The organism is Psychrobacter nivimaris (assembly GCF_904846365.1).
Taxonomy (GTDB): Bacteria; Pseudomonadota; Gammaproteobacteria; order Pseudomonadales; family Moraxellaceae; genus Psychrobacter; species Psychrobacter nivimaris_B.
This window is the reverse complement of the sequence record NZ_CAJHAL010000030.1, coordinates 1-23,793: the sequence shown is the minus strand read 5'-3', so window position 1 is coordinate 23,793 and position 23,793 is coordinate 1. Positions and strand designations below refer to the sequence as shown.

Annotated in this window: 19 protein-coding genes; 4 read left to right on the top strand and 15 right to left on the bottom strand. The window is 41.5% G+C overall.

Annotated elements, in window-relative coordinates:
• Positions 1-104: 104 nt before the first annotated feature.
• The 6 genes from lspA to JMX63_RS11790 form a co-directional block, all read right to left on the bottom strand.
• Positions 105-812, bottom strand: a complete 708-nt coding sequence (gene lspA / locus JMX63_RS11815) for a signal peptidase II (protein ID WP_057758759.1) — start codon at positions 810-812, stop codon at positions 105-107.
• A gap of 141 nt (positions 813-953) precedes the next feature.
• A complete protein-coding gene (ccmI, locus tag JMX63_RS11810; RefSeq protein WP_057758757.1) occupies positions 954-2,234 on the bottom strand; it encodes a c-type cytochrome biogenesis protein CcmI in 1,281 nt (426 codons plus the stop codon).
• The gene (locus JMX63_RS11805; RefSeq protein WP_406947853.1) at positions 2,231-2,713 is read right to left on the bottom strand and encodes a cytochrome c-type biogenesis protein; all 483 of its coding nucleotides are present in this window, start codon (positions 2,711-2,713) and stop codon (positions 2,231-2,233) included. Before JMX63_RS11805 ends, ccmI begins: the two co-directional genes overlap by 4 nt.
• Before the next feature lie 83 nt (positions 2,714-2,796).
• Positions 2,797-3,459, bottom strand: coding sequence for a DsbE family thiol:disulfide interchange protein (locus JMX63_RS11800; protein WP_406947852.1), 663 nt, complete (start codon positions 3,457-3,459; stop codon positions 2,797-2,799).
• Positions 3,460-5,508, bottom strand: a complete 2,049-nt coding sequence (locus JMX63_RS11795) for a heme lyase CcmF/NrfE family subunit (RefSeq protein WP_201572552.1) — start codon at positions 5,506-5,508, stop codon at positions 3,460-3,462. It lies immediately after the preceding gene.
• A gap of 120 nt (positions 5,509-5,628) precedes the next feature.
• The gene (locus JMX63_RS11790) at positions 5,629-7,830 is read right to left on the bottom strand and encodes a heavy metal translocating P-type ATPase (RefSeq protein ID WP_201572550.1); all 2,202 of its coding nucleotides are present in this window, start codon (positions 7,828-7,830) and stop codon (positions 5,629-5,631) included.
• 142 nt (positions 7,831-7,972) lie between these two features.
• Between JMX63_RS11790 and cadR the strand changes: the two genes are divergently transcribed.
• Positions 7,973-8,383 carry a Cd(II)/Pb(II)-responsive transcriptional regulator gene (gene cadR, locus JMX63_RS11785; protein ID WP_007394845.1) on the top strand — a complete coding sequence of 137 codons (411 nt, stop codon included), beginning with the start codon at positions 7,973-7,975 and terminating at the stop codon, positions 8,381-8,383.
• A 147-nt stretch (positions 8,384-8,530) separates the two neighbouring features.
• Here cadR and JMX63_RS11780 read toward each other — a convergent pair whose 3' ends face one another.
• Complete coding sequence (locus JMX63_RS11780) at positions 8,531-9,253, bottom strand: CHAP domain-containing protein (RefSeq protein WP_057758750.1); 723 nt, start codon at positions 9,251-9,253, stop codon at positions 8,531-8,533.
• 796 nt (positions 9,254-10,049) lie between these two features.
• Entirely contained in the window at positions 10,050-10,694 is a 645-nt protein-coding gene (locus JMX63_RS11775; protein ID WP_082787298.1) for a DUF411 domain-containing protein, read from the bottom strand.
• 239 nt (positions 10,695-10,933) lie between these two features.
• On the opposite strand from JMX63_RS11775, the gene lnt reads away from it, so the two are divergent.
• Positions 10,934-12,502: an apolipoprotein N-acyltransferase gene (lnt, locus tag JMX63_RS11770; RefSeq protein WP_201572548.1), complete on the top strand. Its 1,569-nt coding sequence runs from the start codon at positions 10,934-10,936 to the stop codon at positions 12,500-12,502.
• Between the two features lie 186 nt (positions 12,503-12,688).
• Here lnt and JMX63_RS11765 read toward each other — a convergent pair whose 3' ends face one another.
• From JMX63_RS11765 to JMX63_RS11745, 5 genes are all read right to left on the bottom strand, one after another.
• Complete coding sequence (locus JMX63_RS11765) at positions 12,689-13,615, bottom strand: cation diffusion facilitator family transporter (RefSeq protein WP_201572546.1); 927 nt, start codon at positions 13,613-13,615, stop codon at positions 12,689-12,691.
• Between the two features lie 1,429 nt (positions 13,616-15,044).
• On the bottom strand, positions 15,045-16,046 hold the full coding sequence (locus JMX63_RS11760; protein WP_201572544.1) for a DNA-binding protein: 1,002 nt from the start codon (positions 16,044-16,046) through the stop codon (positions 15,045-15,047).
• A 281-nt stretch (positions 16,047-16,327) separates the two neighbouring features.
• Positions 16,328-17,566, bottom strand: a complete 1,239-nt coding sequence (locus JMX63_RS11755) for a replication initiation protein (protein WP_201569637.1) — start codon at positions 17,564-17,566, stop codon at positions 16,328-16,330.
• A gap of 393 nt (positions 17,567-17,959) precedes the next feature.
• Entirely contained in the window at positions 17,960-18,124 is a 165-nt protein-coding gene (locus JMX63_RS11750) for a hypothetical protein (RefSeq protein WP_201569635.1), read from the bottom strand.
• A gap of 204 nt (positions 18,125-18,328) precedes the next feature.
• Positions 18,329-18,670, bottom strand: coding sequence for a hypothetical protein (locus JMX63_RS11745; RefSeq protein WP_201569633.1), 342 nt, complete (start codon positions 18,668-18,670; stop codon positions 18,329-18,331).
• Positions 18,671-18,931: 261 nt separating this feature from the next.
• Here JMX63_RS11745 and JMX63_RS11740 point away from each other — a divergent pair, with 261 nt between their 5' ends.
• Both JMX63_RS11740 and JMX63_RS11735 read left to right on the top strand, forming a co-directional pair.
• Positions 18,932-21,568, top strand: coding sequence for a MobA/MobL family protein (locus JMX63_RS11740; protein ID WP_201572542.1), 2,637 nt, complete (start codon positions 18,932-18,934; stop codon positions 21,566-21,568).
• Positions 21,569-21,598: 30 nt separating this feature from the next.
• Positions 21,599-22,555, top strand: coding sequence for a hypothetical protein (locus JMX63_RS11735; RefSeq protein ID WP_201569629.1), 957 nt, complete (start codon positions 21,599-21,601; stop codon positions 22,553-22,555).
• A gap of 187 nt (positions 22,556-22,742) precedes the next feature.
• Here the strand turns inward: JMX63_RS11735 and JMX63_RS11730 are convergent, their stop codons facing one another.
• Both JMX63_RS11730 and JMX63_RS11725 read right to left on the bottom strand, forming a co-directional pair.
• Positions 22,743-23,018: a hypothetical protein gene (locus tag JMX63_RS11730; protein ID WP_057758781.1), complete on the bottom strand. Its 276-nt coding sequence runs from the start codon at positions 23,016-23,018 to the stop codon at positions 22,743-22,745.
• Between the two features lie 155 nt (positions 23,019-23,173).
• The gene (locus JMX63_RS11725; RefSeq protein ID WP_057758779.1) at positions 23,174-23,398 is read right to left on the bottom strand and encodes a helix-turn-helix domain-containing protein; all 225 of its coding nucleotides are present in this window, start codon (positions 23,396-23,398) and stop codon (positions 23,174-23,176) included.
• Between the last annotated feature and the right edge of the window lie 395 nt (positions 23,399-23,793).

The window sequence follows — 23,793 nt, the reverse complement described above, 5'->3', positions numbered from 1 at the left end:
CAGTTCGCATTTTTATAAACACACTTGAGTATAAATAGTATCTTTCCGTATAAAGCAGCTATGACGCTAGTTCTTTTTATTTGTACTGATCAACATTTACATGTTTATTCATTACGCTTACTTTCCAAAAACATCATATCAATTATAATCAACGCTACACCGACACAGACACCTATATCCGCAACATTAAAAATAGGATAATTCCAGACATCAGCATAGTGCACATGAATAAAGTCGACCACTTTACCGAGTCTTAAACGATCGGTTAGGTTACCAATTGCGCCGCCAAGCACTAATGCTAAACCCATAGATAATAGCTTGGCTTTGCGTGGTGCTTTGATTAAATAAACCGTCAAAAAAATAGCCATTATCAATGCTATACCTGAGAAAAACCACTTCTGCCAACCACCAGCATCGGCTAAAAAGCTAAATGCTGCTCCATAGTTATAAGCAAGTGTCCAGTTGAGGAATGGTTCAATAACCGGTACAGGATTATTAAAAGTTAACTTGGTTTCGGCCAACCACTTAGTCCATTGATCAAGTATTAATACCATTATCGCCAACAAATACCAGATAAAAGCGCGACTGCCATTGGCAACCATTTTTGGCATTTTATCCAACTTACCTTTAGGTGTTATCGAGTTGCCTGAAGTTACGTACATAGCTTTAGGCGTGTGATTCATAGTTTTAGAGTCAATTGATTGATGTGTACTACTCACAGCTATAGGTACTTTATTGTCAGCAATATTAGTACTAGCCGATTCAACGCTATTCAATTTAGTACTATCTAATCTGTCGGTAGATTCAGTCATAGTTGTTTTCTTTATCTGTGTTTATACAATGAACAATGTTAAACGTATATGTTTTTAGTATACGACTATTAATAGCGTCACTTTTAAAAACTGCTCCACTTACCGCTATGGTATTATGAAACTTACGGTAATAATTTTTTATTAGGGAATCTGTTGATTGATTTCAACATTAACCTGAGTCTGTTCAGCGCTAATCACTATAGGATTACCCGATAAGTCGCCTGACTCTGCTATGGCATTACCGCTATGACTAATACGAGCAACGACTGCTAACTGAGTTTTGTCACTACGAGCTGAATTTAACGTGCGATCTGGCATCATCGCATCAAGATTGCTTAAACGGATACTGGCCTCACCTTGCTTAATAACACTAATGGGTAAACGTTTGGCGGCAAACGGTGGACCTCCTTTAACGTCACGTATCGCAACAAACAACACATCATCAGCTTTCACTAACGGTAATAAATTAGCGTTAATGTTCACTGTCACGTCAATACCTTCTAGCGCTTGCTTTTCTTGCGTGCTAACGTAGTTGCTTAACTCATCTAAGCTTGCTAAAGCTTTAGTATGATCACCTGGTTTGGCCACAATGCTGCCTTGTAAGCGTTTAATCCAACCTTGCGCTTGGGCAAAGTTACTACTACGAGTCTCACCCATTGCCATGAGCATTTGAGCCCGTTCATGCTGCGGATTCTTAGCTAATATAGCTTGTAATACACGGCGAATATTGGCGTCTAACTGACCTTCATTAACAAAAAAGCTAGTCTGAGCATAAGTGGTGGCGATTTCTTCATTTTCAGGAGCTAAACGATAGGCACGAGATAAGGCTTCCAGCGCAGAATCAGTTGCCTCCATAGATAAGAAAAGCTCGGATAGGCGCATCCAGCGATTAGGATCATCAGCATTACGATGAACATTGGTTTGCATGGCGCTAATCAGTTGACGACCATCTTCAAACGCCCATGATGGCGGCTTGTCAATTTTAGCTGTCAATAGGTCGTCAGCCACTTGTCCTACTTTGTCCTCAGCTGTCCACAAATCAAACACGGGCGTACGATTACCTATTAGTAAATACGCCATTGCAGCCAATATTGGGATCCAAGCTGCGACAATTAAACTGCTTTTGACATCAGGGGTGACCATAGGTGTTATCTGACGCTGCGCATCTAATAGCTGACGCTCCAGTTCCAGCTTTTGATTTTGATAATGGCTATTATTAATAGTACCGCTGTCTTTATCTGTTTGTAGCTCAGCTAAACGTTCGCGAAATACTGCAACATTAATATCTAGCAGTTGATTGTCTATTGGTTTGGACTGCAAACGCGGTGCTCGTAGCCATGGCATAATAGCAATCAGCGAAAATATAAGAGCAATCAGCAAGCTTAGAGTTACAAATAAGCCAAAAGTAGAAAATAGAGTCATTTTTTGTCCTCTAGGCTAGTAATGTCGTGGTCGACACTCTCAGCTTGCGATAATAGACGATCAAGCTCAGCCTTTTCCGTAGAGGTCAAGGCAGCAGTACTGTTCACTGTAACGCCGTTTTGGCCACGGGCGACAACTTGGCGGCGTTTACTTTGCCAAAACCAACCAACAATTAAGACGAGCAATAATAGTGGTGGAAAAAACCATAGGATCCATGTCGATGGTCGCATAGGCGGCTTGTAGCTAATAAAGTCACCGTAGCGCTCTTGCATATAGGCGCGTATTTCAGCATCACTACGTCTATCTTTAATTAAATCATAGACTTTTTGCTTTAGATCCTGTGCAATCGGTGCATCAGAGGCTGCAAGGTTTTGATTTTGGCATTTTGGGCAGCGAAACTCTTCTATTAATCCACGATACTGAGCTTCTTGCTGTGGTGAATCAAAATCGTATACGTCAATAGCTGCGTTTGCCGTCATGTTAAGCAGACACGCTAGTATTAAGCTTGCTAGTTTTAAAATTATATTGAGTTTTATTTGAGGAGCTCTTATTCGAGTAACGTTCATTTGCACATCTCCTCAACCTGAATGAGATCAGGGCTATCGTTGTTCTTATTAGCCTCATTAAGTACGGTCAGGCACGGCTTAACACGCTGTTGCCAATTGGCTTCATTAATCTCACCAACAATATGCTGACGAATGATGCCATCTCCATCCACAACAAAGGTTTCGGGCGCACCAGTTATGCCTAAGTCTAGAGCAAACTGACCCAATGAATCCTGAATAGACATAGAAAATGGATCACCGCCTCGGTTTAAGTAACTGAGCGCATTACCAATCTCATCCTTATAATTCACACCAACGATATCAACGCCGCGCTCTTCTAGTTGCATTAAAAACGGATGCTCAATAACGCAAGTTGGACACCATGAGCCCCAAACATTAAGTAAGAACGGCTTATCCGGCAAATTATCATTGGTGATAGTACGGGTAGTATCTGCTAATACCGGCAGCTCAAAGGTAGGAACCGGACGCTCAAGAGCGGTATTGGTCACAATGTCTGTTGGTTTACCTAAGCGCATGTACAATATAACTACCAAACCAAAAAAGAGGATAAGCGGAACTAAGAACCATAGCTTCGTCTGCTTTTTTTTCATTGTCTTTGGGTTACGCTGCTTACTGTTTTGGCTATCTTTTTGCTCAGGAGTATTATTCGACATAGTCATTTATTTCTCCTTTAATGTCGACATCGTCGATGCTGAGATTGCCTGTTCAATAGCTACCTCATTGACTCCATCAGTAGCCAGATCACCAGTAACTAGCAATGGAGCTTTAACTTTTTTGATGCGGTATCGTTTATCAAGCATGCTAATTAATCCACCTAGAGCCATGATAATTGCCCCTAACCAAATCCAGCGAATTAATGGTTTTACATAAATCCTTAATGCCCATTGGTTACTACCATCGGCAATAGGTTCGCCCAGTGCGACATAAACATCGCGCATTAGGCTAGCATCAATGGCCGCCTCAGTGGTCGGCATAGTGCTAATGATATAAGTACGCTTTTCTGGATTCAGTTTCGCCACTTCACGACCGTTTTTGGATACCACGACTTGCGCCTGCGTTGCATCAAAGTTACTACCCTTTATTTCAAAAAATTCAGTTACTTCAAAATCGTAACCTTGAACATTGACTGTATCGCCAATACCCATTGCTACGTCACGCTCAATACTCAAGCTACTAGTAAAGGCTATGCCAATGACAGCAACCAATACGCCAATATGAGCAGTCTGTTGACCCCAATAGCTCAGACGCAACTGCCGCAAACCGTTAAAAAGATTAGGCGCATTCTTAGTTTTATCTTTAAAATCAACTGCCATCCATAGCAGTGCCCAAAAGCTAACGGCTAAAGTCACACCAATATTAAGCATAGACGATGGATTAACAAAGTAAGTAATAATGGCGGCTAATACTAAGCTACTAACGGCGATGACCATGCCTATACCCAGTAGTGGACGGGTGTCTTTTTTCCAGCGAATATTTGAGCCCATACCCATAGCTATTAATAACAGCCACGTTAAAGGTACAAATAATGCATTAAAATAAGGAGGGCCAACGGACACTTGTCCTAAACCAAAAGCATCAGCGATAATAGGGTAAAGGGTGCCGAGCAGCACCACTAAGGTTGCAATCAAAATGATGGCGTTGTTGATCACTAAAAAGGACTCACGTGAAATCAGCTGATATTGACTTTCAACGGTTAAACGCCAACCTCGAACGGCAAACATTAATAGACCACTACCGATGATAATGCCAAGAATAGCTAAGATAACCAAACCACGCGTCGGATCAGCGGCAAACGAATGCACTGAGGTAAGGACTCCAGAGCGTACCAGGAACGTGCCAAGCAAGCTTAAGGCAAAGGCGAAAATAGCCAGCATGATGGTCCATGCTTTAAACACCCCGCGCTTTTCAGTGACTGCTAATGAATGCAGCAATGCTAAGCCGACAAGCCAAGGCATAAACGAGGCATTCTCTACCGGATCCCAAAACCACCAACCGCCCCAGCCAAGCTCGTAGTAGGCCCACCACGAGCCCAGTGCAATACCAATGGTCAAAAATCCCCAAGCCGCGAGCGCCCATGGACGTGACCAGCGTGTCCAAGCAGCATCTAAACGCCCTTCCCACAATGCCGCCATACAAAATGCAAAAGGTACTACCATACCCACATAGCCCATATATAACATGGGCGGATGAATAATCAGACCGAAATCTTGTAGGACAGGATTTAAATCAGCGCCATCGACCGCTAGATTGGGTAAGGTACGCTCAAACGGTGACGAGGTAAATATCAGCATCGTTAGCATCATTAACTGTACACCGGCCAAAATAACTAATACCCGCGCACGCATTGATAACGGCAAGCCGCGACTAAAGTATGATACCAGTGCACACCATGTGGCCATGATGGTCATCCATAGCAGCAAAGAGCCCTCGTGTCCGCCCCATGTCGCCGATAACTTATAGTACCAAGGCAACAGCGTATTAGAATGCTGCGCGACGTAACTGAGGCTAAAATCATTATAATAAAAACCTGCTATCAAAGCGCCAAATGACGTTATCATGGCGGCAAACTGTGCCCAAGCTAGGCTAGGGGCTAGTCGTTGCCAAGCAACTTGGTTACGAATAACACCAATAGTTGGCAGAATTACCTGCAATAACGCCAGTACAAAAGCGGTAAGCAAGGCAAAATAGCCCAATTCTGTAATCAACATACGGTCTAACCTTATTTACTCTAATGCGGTTGCAGTTTACTGTGGCGGTGGAATTTTTATTATTAGAACCCACCCCGAAATCTGCTGCTATCTCTAGTTTTTAATTGATTTCGAAGGGTTTTATTTAACTACTTTAGGCGGATTTACCAGTGGAGGCGCTCCCTTAAAGCGCAGTAAACGTAACGCATTAAGAGTAACGAGCACTGTTGCTCCAGCATCAGCTAGAACCGCAATCCATAGTCCAGTAATGCCGAATACGGTCGTGATCAGAAAGACGCCTTTGAGACCCAAAGCGAAAATGACGTTCTGATGAATGTTGCGCATGGTGGCACGTGAAAGTGCGATGAGATGAGCCATATCCGTAACACGACTTTTTAATAATGCGATATCGGCCGTCTCAATGGCCACATCGGTACCACCACCCATCGCGATGCCAACATCGGCAGTTGCTAGCGCTGGCGCATCGTTAATACCATCACCAACCATCGCTATTTTGCGGTTGTTCTTCATCTCGTTAAGCAGGCGCAGTTTGTCCTCAGGCAACAGCTCAGCTTCCCATTCCACGTCTAAATTACTGGCAAGTGCTTGAGCGGTTAAGCGGTTGTCGCCTGTTAGCATGACGGAGCGCACACCCATCGCTTTGAGCTGAGCCACACCTTCATGAGCGTCGTCTCGTAATTCGTCTCTTAGCGCGATTAATCCAAGCACTTCACGGTTTTGCTCATCGAAAAGAACAGAGACGGTCTTACCCTCATTTTGCAGCGCCTCAATTTGCGCCTGTTGTGTGGATGAAATCAATGCCTCATCGGCTGCGTAAACAGGCGAACCGATAGCTAGCGCGCGCTCCGCGACAGTTGCGTGTACCGCTTTACCGGCAGTTGCAGAAGCATTGAAGGCCACAGGTATGAACACTTTAGCAGCTTCAGCATGACTAACAATGGCTTCAGCAAGCGGGTGACTAGAACCAGTCTCCACACTGGCAAAAAGTGCCAATATCTCATCTTGACCTTGAGAATTCTGACCTTGAATACTTGAGTCCTCTTGTGTAAAGGCAACAACATCGGTCACGCGTGGTTTGCCTTCAGTTAAAGTGCCTGTCTTGTCAAAAGCGACCGTCTTCACTTGGCCGATAGTTTCTAAAGCACTACCGCCTTTGATCAGCAAGCCACGGCGCGCACCAACAGCAAGACCAGAGGCGATGGCAGCGGGTGTTGATAGTACAAGAGCACAGGGACAGGCAATCAGCAACAGTGCTAGACCGCGATACAACCAAGTCGACCAATCTCCACCCATGGCTAACGGTGGAATGATAATAATTAGTGCGGCAATAGCCATCACTGCCGGTGTGTAATAGCGACTGAATTTCTCAATAAAACGGGCAGTGGGTGCTTTGGAGGCTTGGGCTTGCTCTACCAGCTCAATAATGCGCGAAATGGTGTTATCGGCGGCTGTCTTTTCTACGCGCACTTGGAGCACACCATCGATGTTAATTGACCCTGCAAATACATTGTCACCCATCGTCTTGGCAACAGGAACAGACTCTCCCGTCACGGGCGAATCATCAAGGCTGGACGCACCTTGAACAATGGAACCATCAGCAGATACCCTATCTCCAGGACGCACCAGCACAAGGTCATTCACTTGTAATGAAGTCGCTGGAACGTTACGCTGCCCACCTTGAGCATCAAGTAAAATTGCACTTTTCGGAACCAGCGATGATAAGGCTCTGATGCCAGCGCGAGCGCGATCAGCAGCGATACTCTCAAACAGTTCACCGATTGAGAACAAAAAGACAACTGCTGCGGCCTCTTCAGCTTCACCAATGATAAGTGCGCCAAGCACGGCGACGGACATCAGCGTTTCAATTGAAAAGAATGAACCTGTTTTAGCCAGTGCTAAGGCTTTGCGCGCAAATGGAAAAACGCCTACAATCACAGCGATGGCAAACACCCATATCCCATAAGCGGGCAACAGTAGTGACAGTGCATAAGCGCTGCCCATCAAAATACCGAGGCCAACAACCTGTTTGCCTTTTTGAGTTTGCCACCATTGCTTATCCTGCGGAGCCATCTGATTGTCGCTGTCAATATCAATAGCCGATACAGTTTGTTGACCAGTATTGGCAGAGATGCCGAACCCTAGGCTTTTGATTGTTTTTTCGATATCACTAGCCTGAGTCGGCGCACCAGGGGCTAAATTTAGCTCTAGCGTTTCTGTAGCGAAATTCAGCTGAACATCAGAAACCCCAGGCATACGTTTCAAAGCTGTTTCAATCTTGCCGATGCAACTGGCACAGTCCATACCTTCAATATGATATTTCATAATAATTTACCCTTTGAATAATGATATTATGAACCCTATAGTGGCTTTAGAGTCAAGGTTATTTATCTACAGTTTCGTAATTTTAATTTCTCTAGCGCTAGTCTTTACAGCCACTTTAATTATTTAAATCGTAGAGGTTGTTATGACAATCAAAATTGGTGAGCTCGCTAAACGCACAGGTGCCACAGTAGAAACCATTCGCTATTATGAAAAAGAGCGTTTATTACCCGAGCCTTTTCGTAGCGAAGGGAATTATCGTTTATATAATGAAGAGCACATTGAGCGTCTACAATTTATCCTACATTGCCGTACGCTCGATATGGCTTTAGATGATGTGCGAATCTTACTTGAATACTGGGAGTCGCCTGACAAGGACTGCGGCGATGTGAATAACTTGCTAGATGAGCACATTCATGCTGTGGAAATACGAATGGAAGAACTGATGCACTTAAAGCATCACTTGACCGTTTTGCGCCAGAAATGTGCAAGTAGTGCACCAGCGTCATCATGTGGCATTTTAAACGCGCTTGTCGATAACTCCTGTCATGAGTAATGATATCAGTAGTGTTCATTTCTGACGGATCAAATCATGAAAGGTTAAATACGCCCTGATGTTAAGCACAAAAAAACCCAGCAATGATATTAAGATCACTACTGGGTTGGAGGAAATAACAACTATGTTGTGCTGACTTAGAAAGTCTTATTTATCATTCATAGCAAGGTAGATATTACGATCTGATGCGGATGCGTCATCCACGTATTTTGAATCGCGCCATGTCGTATAAGCATAGACACCACTGTATGGGCTGATGCTGTTCTGACGGAAATCAGAAATCCAATTTTCGCCATCAAATATTTGGATATGGCCATGCGGGCGCTTTGATGAGCGATCATAGACAATAACATCACCTACTTGGGTTGGCATATCATTACTGATTTTGCTAAAACCTGCTTTATCAAGCGTGCCACGAGTGGCGTACTGATAGGCTGAAGGATTGGGTGTAAATTCATAACCAGCTGATTGTAGTGCTTTACGTACGTAACGGGCACAATATCCAGAGCTGCCAGATAAAGCCACTTTTGAGGCGCGAGCAGCAGCGATAGCGGGGGCTGAATTGCTGTCAGGAACCTTATTGACTTGCTGCTGTTGTTTTTCAGCGTATAAGCGGCTGTTTAATGATGAAAGCTGATTCTCTTTTTGCTTGGCCTGCGCACTTAGGTTGCTAATTGCTTGACTAATTTCATCATTATTAGAAACATAAGCACCACTTTTGGTGCTATAGATGTTTTTTGATGAACCGTAGTTTGATGCCACAGAAGTATTGGTGATGGTATTATTTGTTTGAGAGATTGTGATAGCAGCACCACTCGTTTGTGCTATGCCCATACCCAGTACTGACAAAATCAATAAAGCCTGTTTCATAAATCTAATACCTACGGTTAATTCAAAATCGTCTGTTATCAACAACAGCGCAGTCAATTAAATCTCAATAACTCAAGTATATATATGTCATAGTGACTGATACTTCTGCTGCATATTATTCATATAAAAAATGATTATTGGCGATCACAGCTCATTGAAGTCTTACGAAGCTGTTACAAATCAAGCTGCTGACCAAAACACAAAGCCGACTTTAGCATAGGCTGTTTAGCCTGTCATCCCCCTTAAAAACCCCAAAAATACTTTTTTGATGTCGAAAAAATTGCTAATATCCCACATTTTACAATGTAAGTTTGTGTAACATGTACAGAATATAGCTGACTAGATTGACCACAATTTCTACTGTTTTATAAGCAAAAAAACGTCTGAGGGTTAAATCTATAATTTAGATTTAACCCTCAGACGTTTTTCTATTGGATGAAGTAATTACCCTATATAGGGTCTAACTAATTATTAAGATAATATAATAATTTATAATATTAATATAGATGTTAATTCCCTACTGGCTTATGTAATATTACGTAATTGTTTCGATACATCCTGTATATTCTTGTATTAACCCTTAGTTATTTATCTATTTTAAGGGTTAATAACCGATAAATCCGCTTACATTGTCATCAAAAGTTACAAATTCAAAGTTATTTTTAATTTTAAAGTCGCAATAGCTAATGAATTTTTTGATGAAGAATCATTTTATAAGCAATAGAACAGTCTTATACTTGCTTCATTCGCTTTTAACGCTAACACTATAATCAAAGTATTCTTAACTGCTAACACACTATAATTGCTGCTCTACCGATTCAATATCAGCATAAACTTGGGTCGTCCCGTCTTTATTGAGCTGCATAACCTGATAGGGCATGAATTTATTTTGATACTCCATACCTGGGCTACCAACAGGCATGCCAGGTACGGCAAGACCCATAGCTTGTACTGGCGGATTTTCTAAAAACTGCGCCATATATTTAGCGGGTACATGACCTTCAAAGACGTAACCATCAGTAGTGACTACAGTATGGCAAGAACGCATTTCATTTGGAACGCTGTAGCGCTCTTTAAATACGGCTAAGTCCGCAACATCTTGCGCGGTTGCACTTAGACCATTATCTTCTGCATGACTTATCCATTCTTTACAGCAGCCGCAATTGGCATCTTTATAGACAGTGGCTGAGACGTTTTTTAGTAGGTCTGGTTTACTTACTGATGTCATCATAGGAGTATTTATAACGTTTGGTTCAGCTGTCTTCGGAACAGTCACTACATCTTCAGTTGATGCCGATGTTGTGCTTGCATCAGATACGCCACTACTCGGTTGGCTACAAGCAAATAGTGATGAGGCGGCAAGTAATACTAACGTACTACGCAACCCCTTAGACAGATAACGATTGAATATAAGACTGGATTTTATTTTTAAGGGGGTCATAGTGCTCTCTCATGTACTGTAGATATTGTGAGCTATAGAAGGTCAAGTAACACTTCATATCGTTTGGTAATGTAGCATAATAACCCATCAAACGGAGTACGTAAATTTATCCATTGAGCAGTGCGGACTGGTATCATAAGCAGTTTTCATTTTGAAATGCTGCCTGTAGTATTAACAGGTCTATCCGAGTTTTGGATTTTGACTAAAAATTCAAAACTCATAATTTTGGATAATTTGCGATGCGCCTGTCTACTATTAATCTACAAAAGCGTTTGAGTACTCACTTAAATCAATTACCGCTATCGCTTACGCTAGTAGCAGCATGGCTTGCAGGAGCTATTTTTTTATTTTCGCTAGCGCCTTATGGGTTTTGGCCGCTAGCAATAGTATCACCAGCGATTTTATATGCGCTGTTGGTGACAAGTATGAGTGGTCGTCGCGCTTTTATTATCGGTGAAGCTTACGGTATGGGGCTATGGTGCGTCGGCGGCTTTTGGCTCTATACTGCTATCCATGATTATAGCGATACACCAACGTGGCTCGCATTGATTATGATTGCATTGATGGGTCTCGGTATGGGACTATTTCATGGATTGTTAGCACTAGTCTTTAACCGTATGGTAGGCAAACAACCCTTTTCATTTGCTGCTCTTTGGGTGCTACAAGAATGGTTAAAAACTTGGTTATTCACAGGCTTTCCGTGGCTGTTTGTTGGTTATGCATTTACTGAAGAGTATTGGTTATCGTCCTTAGCACCCGTTGCTGGTGTTTTTTCCGTCTCTTTTGTTGCCATACTATTGGCTGCAAGTTTAGTAGAGCTACTGCTTCGGCGCAGTAGTTATGCCATCGTTTCTGTACTGTTATTAGCCATTAGCACATCATTATGGCTGGTCAATCCGCAATGGACAAAACCTAAGGGCACACCTGATCTGTCAGTGTCATTGATTCAAGGTAATATTTCACAAGATATAAAGTGGCTGACTAAGTATCAAGTAGAAACGCTAAAGATTTATGCGAAGTTAACACGCACTGAGTGGGGACGTGATGTTGTGGTGTGGCCTGAATCATCTATTCCTATGTTTCAGGATGAGGCTGCGGGCTTTATTAGTGAAATGATAGAAATGGCTAATGCGACCAATACGACATGGATAACTGGTATCCCTTATAAGGATAAAGCGGCATTCAATGCCAGTACGGATAAGTATCCCCCATTTTACAATAGCGTGATTGCTCGAGGTGTAGAAGCGGAAGGCCTATACAAGAAGCAGCGTCTAGTGCCTTTTGGAGAGTATATTCCATTTGAAGGCGTGCTCGATATTTTCCCAAGTTTGGCCGGTAGTCAGGATATTAAGAACTATAGTCGTGGTAGTGATCAGCAGTCACCTCTAAAGGTGCGTGAACACAATATAGGGACGGCTATCTGTTATGAGGTAGCTTATCCAGATACCACGCGTAAAAATGCCATCGATACTGACTTTTTGTTGACCGTCTCTAACGATGCCTGGTTTGGCACTTCAGCAGGACCATTGCAACATTTGCAAATGGTACAAATGCGCGCGCTTGAGAACGGGCGCTGGTTTATTCGAGCGACCAATACTGGTGTTACCGCTATCATTAACCATAAAGGTCGTATTGTAAAACGCGCACCGCAGTTTGAGCGTACTGTACTACGTGGTGAGATACAGGCACGGGTTGGTAACACGCCCTTTATGCTTATGGGAAATTATCCTATCTTGATAATAATAACCCTGTTATTACTAATAAGCTATTTTGGCAAAGGTCTAACCACACTTAGAAGACGAGGGTAATAGTAAACTTAATCATAATAATTTAATCAGCGTAAGTTTTTTATTTTTTCTAGGTAACGTCCTAACGCACGTAAATATAAAAGTTTTAAACTATTGATCACATAAGAACTGATTGAAAAAATTATGTTGACATAAGGCACGCGCCTCATACTTAAAAAGAGATAGCTATATACGGTCTATCATCTTTTAGTTGATACTTTCATTTAATGCACGCGATTTTTGATTGTCATCTGCCTTAGTACCAAATTCAATAGTTGCATGTTGTATATTCTGATGCGCCAAATCTTCCTTGATGTTTTCTTTCATAGTAATAGTCTCTTCAAACGTTATATCGGTCTTCGGTACAATATGAACTGTAAGAGCATTCTCAGTGGTACTCAAAGCCCAGATATGTAAATGATGAAAGTTTTGAATAAAATTATAGCTCTCTAAGATAGCAGTGATTTTACTGAGATCAACATTTTGAGGTACTCCGTCGATAGCAAGCTTGATACTCTCTTTTAGTAGACCCCAAGTCGATAACAGTATAACGACTGAAATAATCAAGCTAACTAGAGGATCAACGATATTCCAACTTGTATAGTAAATAATAATGCCCGAGATAACGACACCTAAAGAGACCAATGCATCTACCATTAGATGCAAGAAAGCACCTTTGATATTAATATCGTCTTTTTGACCTTTGTAGAATGCAAAAGCAGTAACAGTATTTATAAATACACCTATTAGAGCTGTAATAATAATAACTTTTCCTGCAACTTCCGGTATCGTATCAAATCGACCCAAGGCCTCATACGCAATACCTATAACGATTGTAACTAACAATATGGCGTTAATAAGAGACGCCATTATAGAAGCTTTTTTGTAGCCATAGGTATAAAGCGTAGTAGATGCTTTCTGTGCTAATTTCATTCCAATTAACGAGATTATTAAACTGGCAACATCACTTAAGTTGTGGCTAGCGTCTGCGATTAAAGCTAATGAATTAGTTGAATAGCCCACTATAAACTCGATGAGCGTAAATGCAGAATTTAGACCAATCCCAATATAAAAAGCTTTATTCATATTTTTAGGGTCTGGAGCTTGATGACTGTGGTTATCTGAATTACTCATAATTTATCCTTGTTTAGGTTGCTGCATTTTATTAAAGGTAGAAAATAAGTTTATTGCATATTTTCTATATTGCACAGTCAATATTGCTCTAATACCGTAGACCCACTTATTTTTATCAATAAACTGAGCCACAACTTGATTGTGTGTCCTATCTCTCCTTGGGCGAAAAAAGCGGATTTTACTGTAATCTAACTGGCTTACGTAAGCTTCTTGTTCTCATGTTCAAGCTCTTTAGTATGTGTAGCTTAGTCTTGAATGTTGGTTAGTATAGTTTCATTAGTGTGCTTTTTATGACATGACCACATAAAGGTGTAATCGTTTAATGCTTCAATCAGCATACGAACGGCGCGTTCTTTAATCTCAGGAGTGTAGGTTTGTCTTTTCATTATCGTATTCTCTCAGAAAGATGATTTACCGCTTCTTAACAGCGCGTGTAAAACCTTGCATCTGACGACTAAGCCGGTCTTCATAGTAAACTATCCCAGTATTGTCAGAAACTTAACGTCTTGTGAGGATGTACTAAGTGCTAACTTCAAAATAATTGAAATGCTTACGCTAAATGACGACAAGAAAAGCCTAAGCAATCTAACGAAGAATCAGATATTAAAAACCTAATCTGTATGACAAATAAAAAAATGCCTCTGGGAGTTGACTCCCAGAGGCATTTAGTTTTAAATGTAGATAACGGTTACAGTGTGTTGACGCACCCTGTAACGAACAAATAAGCACACAGACTGCGTTATTTGAACAGCATTAAATGCCCGTATAGGTGCATTTTATCCAAAATCTGCTTTCATATCAACTCTATTTGCTATACATTTTAAAAACTGCTTGTTCGCTCGTTACATTTTCGTGCTGCTCTCTCTGTACCCGTTACCCGTCAAATGGGTGGCAGGCCTCGGTGACGACTGCGTTTGACATAAGGGTGAGCTCCCTACAGGGGTGACTAGACAAAGGATCAGAGCAACGCAATGAGTGGTTACTTGTGCATATCGTAGCGGTATATTGGGCGAACGCCCTTGCTAGCGTATGACAGCACAGTAGCGGTTATGAGCGTGTCTAGGCGGTGCTATCAGCCGTAATCATAACAGCCGTAGCTTGATACAGTGATACGGTCTTGATGACGCGATGGGCGATGAAGTCGGCATGACTAATCACATCAAATTCAAGGAATGCACTAAAGTGTTTGTGAGTATTTTTATTATACTCATAATTGCTTTAGGGTGAGTATTCCTTGAAATCTGCTCAAGGCTCCAAAATCAGCATAAATTCACTTAGGCTAATTTAAGTAGTATATAGCCCACTAGGCTATATACTATGAGAGTTCAGAGAAAAATTTAGAATATTTATTATACAACCATCATTTATTCAGTGAGTCGATATTGTCATGGTGGATTCATAAGCTTAGTGTGAATAGAACGGGATTGACTTATTTATTGTTAATTGTCTCTCGCATCTTTTCAATCTCTACAGTCAATGAGCTACTCTTTTCCTGTTCTGATTGATAGTTGATTGAAAGCTCATCATACTGCTCACTCAATGCAGTGTGCTCAGTACTAAGCAAAGTTCTCTCATGATTTAACGTGTCGTGTTGCTTAATCAGTAGCTGATGATCTGCTTCAATCTTAGCTTGCTTTTGAGTAAGCTGCTCATTAATCCCTGATAACTTATCACGTTCAGCGATTATGGCCTTTAACTCTCCTTTCACTTCTGCTGTAAGATTCGTTATCTCGTTGCGCTCAATAACGACTGTCTTTAGCTCATCCTTAGTTGCTGTCAGTTCTGTTTGCAGACGCGCGATCTCTGCTTTATCGCTATTAGCAGTGGCTTCAAGCGTGGCCACCTTCGATATGTTGGCACTCAGCTCTTTTGATTGCTGATCAAAACTGCTACGCAGGTCACCAAGTTGGGCCTGAGCTGCCACTGTTTTAGCTCGTTCAAGCTCCAGCTGGTGCTGAGTATCACTGAGTGTTTGCGTCAGCATATCCCGTTCAGCAGTCACTTGAGCCGCGGTGATAGCCGTTGCCTCTGCAGTTGCTGTGACCTCATCGAGCTGTTCTAACAAATCAGTCTGCTCACTCTCTAGTGTCTTAACCGCGTCTTGAGCCTCGTCTGTCTCAGCTTGCAACTTGGTTTTAATATTCTCTAGAGCCTCCCGTTCTCTAACCAGACGATCATTGGCAATATCAATGGCCGTTTGCCACATATCCGCGCCAAGCGTTTGTAAACGTTCAGCAATGCCACTTGGTAGCTCAACCTGTCTTAGCTGCTCTTCTTGTTGGTTATCCTGACGCCAAGACTTCATGGCTTCACTGATGGTCGTAAATGATCCACCACCCAGCGCCTTACGCACTTCTGCTAAAGTAGGTTTGATATCTTGTTCGTGCAGTTGATCAGCGGTAGCATGAATTTGCTGTGTAGTAATGGCCACAATTATTGTCCTTAATTTTGTATGAGTAAATATGTAGCGTTTGTATTATGTTGTATATAGTATAATACAATATACAACATAATACAATATAAGATATAAAAAAACCTCAAGCAATCTTGAGGTCATAATCGTTAGATTATGGCTAACAATCAATTAAGTACTCCTCTAGCGCATTATTATCATTTATTAATGATTAGCGCTGGTTTTTTTAGAGAATCATAGTGTCTTAATACTGCCAAGGCTAGCACCTAACCACCCAGCAATAGGAAGTTTTTGTCAGTCTACGTATATTCTAAATAATCACGAATAGGACATTTATTGAAAACTGAAGAATCCGTCTTTAGTCTTTTGACCATCTCAATTGCCCACTCTGCCTCATTTTGGCCTGCTAGACTGGTGGAGCTGACCAGATGGTTATAATTGGCTATAAATTCTTTATTCAGAACAATGCGCTTTAATTGTGCGTCGCTTAGACCTTTAATTGAAAAAGGATTCAGATCACTCTTCAATGCTTTTGACTGCTTAGCCTCTACCTTGGCTTGACTGCTATCTTCAAAACTAAACACAATCTCACTCACCACCCGCCCTTTTTTCTTTTGAGCGTAGGTTATACGGTAAGGCGTGTGCGTATGAATATCACTGATAGCTTTATCTAATACATAACGTTTGAAATCAATATTCCTACCATAGCTATCAACGCAATTAAATTTTTCACGTAAATAGTCAACGGTATACGCCTTTTCTTTGTATTTTTGGAACATACAACTGGCAATCAGCTCAAATAAAATCATGCCATAACTACCAAGATTAATAATCCAATGTCGCTCCCATTTGGTAAATGGATTTTCACGATCGAATACTGATAGCATCTCAATCACTGTATCGGCCAGTATAATTTCTAACTGTCCCTCGTTTTCCTTATATTCGCACTGAACAAGCCAAGACACTCCAGTTCTATGCGTCCGTTCATTATTCTTAAAGTTCCAAAAAAAGAATGCTTTGTGCAGCATGCTATTAGCAACTTCTGCCAAGGTACGGTAAATACTTTTTTTGCCTAAATTATATTCACGGGCAAACTCTAGCGCATTAACCACAAACATTCGTTTTCTGGCATCAGGGTCTTTTTCTACATGCTTACGTACTAAGGGCGATAAAAACATAATCAGACGCCGCTCATTCAAGTCCAAATCTGAAATGGCATTTAATAAACGGTTTTGCATCACCAGCCATTTGTCACTGTAAATTGGTTTGGGCTTACTCTCAACTTGACTGACATTCTGTAATGGTTTGATTTCTTTAACGTCTGAGGTAATCAAATCAAAATTAAAATCAAATTTTGATTCTATGACAGGTTCAATAATAAGGATAGTGGCATCATTATCACCCACTGTCCTTCTTACATGAGCGGTAAGTTCATCGCGCTCTTGTTCGCTTAAATTTTTATCTACTTTGACCGTATAAGACTCGCCTATAAACTCTCGTAGGTTATTTTGGAACTGTGCCATCTCATTTTTATTCATATCGTAATATTTCGCTAGATTAATGCTTATGGTAAATAATAAACAATATTAGTGGAATTTACAAATTTACTTTCCACTAATACCGCTTAAACTTCCACCTACAACCGCTTAAACTTCCACCTTCAACCGCTTAAACTTCCACCTTTAACCGCCTAAACTTCCACTATATAAAAATATTTTTCCGCTGTAGACCAAGTGAAGTAAGTGTCTGCGCCGATTTTCACCTTCAGGACAAAAGCTTTTAAAAATTATTAAAAAATAAGAAATATATTTTTGTTTTAAGTAATAGGAAAATAGGCAAAAAAACCGACGAATTTGAAATAATAATATGAGCTACCAACTGCTTTTAAAATTATTTAGTAGCTCAACCAGCTGTTGTCCGCTTACTTGATATTAATCCTCACTTTCATAGTCCGAATCAAGAGTCGACCTCTGGAAATCTTCAAAAGCACGATCAAAGATCTTTTGAATGTCTGCATCTGTCATTTTGGACAAAGCTGGTTTCATGTTTTCAGTCGCATTTTTTGTAGATAATTTGTCTTCATTTTCAGTAGCCATTATCGATACCTCTGTAAATACATCTCAAATCGTTGCTAGAAAGCCTAAAAAGCACCCTTATACGCATTCTATGCTCTGTTCTATACACTGATAGCTAAATATATTTTAAAGCGCTTAAAACAGCTAAAAATCGCCTTCTAGCATTTTACTAATTAGAAGACGATTCAGTTGTACGGATGAATAGGCTATTGCTAACAGTAACAGTTATTGCGCTGCTGATTTGTCATCAAACAATGAACCGTACTCACTGTCTTGATTGTCTTTATGCGAAGTAAAACTGCTTGATACCATCTTAGCCTCACCTTGCATCTTATGAGCAATTGACTTTAAAAACTCACGGTGCTTTTTCAAACGGACATATTTTTCATTATCGTGTGCGTCTAAAAAAATGGCTTGCAGTTCATGATTGTCATCATCGTCCAATGCGTTGGCCAACCACTCCCCTAATATTTTATGTGCTTCAAGCCTGTCCTGATCAATCTCTTTTTTAAGAGCCTGCAATTGCTTAATCTTATTTGCGAATAAATCATCTGATATTACTGACATTACTTCATCCTTTTTTAGCCAACTATGATAGAGTTGATCCTAGCAGTACATACACAGGTATGCAAGATAGTAAAATACACAAGACCACATCGTTTCGTGGGCGCAGTAGTATTTTAACCCTCTGTTAAGAGCGAACTTAGGAGTTTATGTAAAAAAGGCCCACAAGGGGCGCTATTTTTTTACATAAACTCCGTCGTTCGGCAGGGGGCGAACCCCCTACAACCCCCAAAAAATTATCTCTCAATGTTGGGTTTTTTTGCTATGAATAATAAAGGGTTTCATCTGTCAGTTAGCGCCGTTAGTAAGGCGAGAAATCATAGCGTGGTGGCAAAGTCGGCTTATAATTCTGGCTCAAAACTGGCTGATGAGCAGTCAGGAGTCGTCCACGATTACACCAGTAAAGCTAAAGACAAAATCTTAAATTTAGTGGACAGTGATGGTACTAAATACACGCAAGTTATTGAGAAAAATGTGATGCATACGGCGTTGATAACGCCAACTCTTGCTGGGGATCTAGCAGTGACACGTGAGGGTTTTTGGAATGATATCGAACGCATTGAGACTCGTAAAAACGCTCAATTAGGTACTGAGATTGATGTGATGTTTCCTGATGGGATCACCGCTGATCAGCGTATAGTTTTGGCCGAGCGCTACGCTCAAACCTTATCTGATCGCTATAACGTGCTTGTCGATGTAGCCATTCATCGGCCACACAGTCACGAGAAACATGTGGGGGAGGTTGAAGTGGTTGAGCTGACCAGTCGTAACTTTCATGCCCATATTTTACTCTCAAGCCGTGAGATAGTAGCGGATGTTGAGGGTTATGCTTTATCAGCACGCAAGAATTGGTTGCAGTGGTCAACGGAGGAGCGTTTATCTAAGGGGTTAAACGGGCGCGGCGATGAGCTTAAATATCAACGCACCCTTTGGGCGGATATGGCCAATGAGCTACTGCCTGAGAATAAAACCATTAGTGAGAAATCCTACCGTGAGCTGGGCATCAGTCGTTTACCAAAAATGAAACTGGGTAAGTCACTATATAAGGATATTCTCAAAGGCAATCGTTCAGTGATTCATGAGTACAACGAGACGATTGATGAGATCAATGCTTACATTGAAAAAAATGGTCTGGTAATTGAGTATGACGACAAGGGACGTATTGACCTAGAAAGCAATGAACAAGAGGTTAACGGCGTCACAATACATTATAAAAAGCGTAAACCCTTTGCGCGAATTGAGCTCAGTAATATCCGCTTTGTAGATCCTGCCGCTGAACTTGAACCCGCTATTCCTAAAAATAAGAGTCAGACGCATAGTGATGCGGCCAATGATCACGCACTTGATGAGCTTTTAGCAATCTCAGCCAACTTTGTGAGTCAAAAAAAGATGGTACGCAGCGCCTTATTTTCAACCATTGATGCGCTGCATGAAGAGTTAGCGCACCAGTCTAAACAGATTATTACCATTGATAAAAACATTAAGAGTACCCAGCGGTTCACCGAGGAGGTGGGACAGGATTTTAGCGAGCCCCGCCAAAAAATGATTGAGCTTGCCCAGAAAATACATACGACAGAGCAAAGTGAGGCACTGAAAACGGCTTTAGTGTTGGTTGATCAATTTAGACAAGATGACACCCTACAAACAGGCCGCGCTGTTAGCCGCCTTGAAGAGCAGCTGTCACAGATTGATAAAACGATGCTGAACAATAAAACGGTTTTAAAAGAGCTTATTCCCCTTAACAATCGAGTTATTGATGATCATAAGGCGCTTAAGGCCACCCTAAAACCGTTTGCCGCAACGCTGAATAAGCTGGCTACTGACTTTAAATCGCTTGATGAGATTGATGTTGAAAAAACTGAGCTGCAGCAGCACTGGCGCGAGGCGTTTGAGGATTTGCAGGCGATCGAGGTAACGAGCAACCTTGACACCTATCATAAGTTCGCGGCACTGGCAGATCTTGATGTTGAGCATTTTAAAGCGCTTGAGCAAGAGCGTGAGGCGCTGCGTGCTCTTAAAGCGGTAGAGATAGATGATACCGCTGAGGCACGTTTGCAGATGCTTGTATCTGATGTAAAGACATTTAAAACCGCCAATAATGAAGACATCAAACAATTAAAGCTGCAAATCAATACCAGTCAAAAAACCTATCAGCGCCTATCGCCGTTTTATGAGCAGCGTATTGCCCTTCTTGATCAAAGTGAAGCGGTGATTGTGCAAGATGATAACTTATACGATGAGATTACCCGTACCAAGACCACTCAATTGAACGCAGATCGGCTTGATGACTGGCGTACTCGTACCATGGCGCTCCAATACCAGCTCAACAAAGCGCGTGAGCAAGCCGAAACTGAGAACAAAGCTAGGCGTGAGCGAGAGGAAGCAGAGAAGCGGCGGCAAGAAAAACAACAAAAAGAGCAAGATGCTACTGCCCTTGCGCGTACCCGACAGGCAGAAGTCAAGGCGTATCAGAGCAGGTTTGATAATATGCTGGTACGGGTTAAAGACCGTATTGATAAGATCGACTTTAAAGCGATTGATACTACTGCCACTGTGATAGAGGCGGCTGAAAAGTTAGCTGCTGAGGCCCTCGTTTTAAAAACGCTTCAGCATACTGATAATGTCACCGCGTTGCAAAAGCGTTTGCGAGACACGGATGCAGAACGGGTGATGATAGACAGAGATACGTCGGTACAGACACTATTACAAGCGCTCGGCACGCTTTCTAGCGACCGTCATAAAATTGATACTATAAACGCGCTTAATGAGCGTTTTGAGCAGATTCCTGACATCCGCGTGGGCACGCAAAATTTAGCGCAAATCTTGGCCGCACAAGTGCTGGATATAGACAAGGCTATTCAAGAAAAAGCGCGCCATTACTCGTCACCACGCCCATTTTAGTTGTGATGATTACAATAATGAGTACTTACTATGAATAAAAATGACCGCACTGAGCAAGACATACACGATCAACTTGTTAACCTAGTGACTTCATTGACTCCGGTCATTGGGGCCTTGCGTGAGCTGATTAAGCGAGCCGATGATGCGGTAGCGAGGCGGCTTGAGCGTTCGCTTAGCGGTATTGATAGCAAGGTGAATGAGGTGTCTTCTGCCATTGAAGAATTAGGTAGTAGCGCAAGCACTACTTCGCAGGCATTGAGTCAGTATCAAGAACTCGTGTTAAAGCAGCTACAAGCGGCAGTGACTGCTTTTACTGACAATGAGATGCCGCGTCGTTATGATGACAAAATAGCAGGCATCATCACCGATATGAAACAGCAGATTGATACGGCTGTAGAGTCGGTCGTTACTGCTAAAAACGACAGCATAGAGGTACAAGTGAGTACCATGCAAGCGGTGGCTGACAAGCTTGGCGCAAGCGCTGACAATCTAGCCCTATTCACCAATCAGTACCAAGCTGGTCATAAGCAGATTATTGAAGATATTGAGACCTTTGAGACCACCACCAAAACGCGGATTGAGCAGGTTGAGGGTAGAGCTAGTAAAGACTTGGACAAAATTCATAAGTCCATTGAGACTATGAGTATTAAAAGGATTGCAGCCGTTGTCGCAGCGGGTACGATGGCTGTGATAATAAGTTTGGTGGCCCTGGTATTTTGGTATGTGCCAAGCTTTGATGAGATTGCAGAGATGAGATACCAGCAAGCAGAGCTACAGCGCGGCATCGATGAGCTTGAAACGGGGTGGAAGCAGGCATTTGATAACGCTCAAAGTCAGCAGATTATTTTGGCTTGTGATGTTAATGAAGCGCAGCCTGATGCAATCAGCTGGTGCGTTAGAGCAGATAGCAAAAGTGTTTTGAGAGATGAGAGAGGCTTTGTTTATTATAAAATAGCTGGGGTGCCGCGTGCAGAGCCGACTGAGTAAAGGCATATGGTAACAGTAAGCCATATTGCCCAAAAGTGCGTCTTCTGAGACATATAAGACTGAAAAAAGCTTGTTTGATTGTCGTTATCTTTGTCTATATCAAGAAGCCAGATAATGACACTTTATCTGGCTTTAAGGATTATTGTTTCTTGTTAAACAAGAAGTCTGTAAATATAAGCTAAAGCCATTACGCTGCTTGGTCAGTGTGAGCTGTGACCAACTCTATAAAAGCAGTTTCAAGGGTGCTTAACGCATGATCGTCAACGATAAGACCGTCATCTAGCTGTCGTTGCACCCAGACATAAACCGCTTCATCATTATAAAGAATGGGGTCAACACCAAGTAGGGTTGCCAGCTGTAAGCCTTGCTGTATTTGTAAGCTTAATAACAGCTGAGAGGCTAACGTTTTAGTCTGTTCACTAAACCATGTGCAGCTATTGAGCCGAGATAGATTGTTATTCATTGGTATTCTCCTATAGACCATTATATGCATATAATAAATAAAATGACTTACTACAGGTCAAATTATACCTATATTTTAATCTATTGCAAGAGAAAATAACCTTCTGTAGGTCTTTTTATTCGTTTAAAGACAATCACAGCTCATGACAACGTTATTTATGCTGGTGACTCACTGCTGTCCTCATTTATGATTTCGTATAAATCACCAACATTGATTCTAAGATAAGTACATAAAGACTCGATGACATCTAGATCAACACGGGTGGCTTCTTCATGATACATGCGAGTAATGGTGCCACGATTGATGCCAGTATCTCTTGAGATATCGGCAATTTTAAGGCGTCTTTCACCCATGATGGTCGATAAGTGACACTTCACCATAGTGGTTCCCTCATTCATATTAGTGGTTTTTGATTGGTGAGCGGATTATAACGAATATGAGCGGCTAAAGTATTGCTTTTAGTAGCTCATATTGATACTTGATAGCTACACTTTATATGTTAGCAGTCAGTTTACTGGGGCATCTCAGTCTTTGATAAATTTATGCATTTTTATGAATATTATTCACATAGAAATTCAGTCGATATCAAAGATATAGTTATTTTTTAAAAATGTTGCTATTCATCTAACTATTGAGTAAAGTCTTAATAATACTCAAATACTCAAATACTCAAATACTCAAATACTCAAATACTCAAATACTCAAATACTCAAATACTCAAATACTCAAATACTCAAATACTCAAATACTCAAATACTCAAATACTCAAATACTC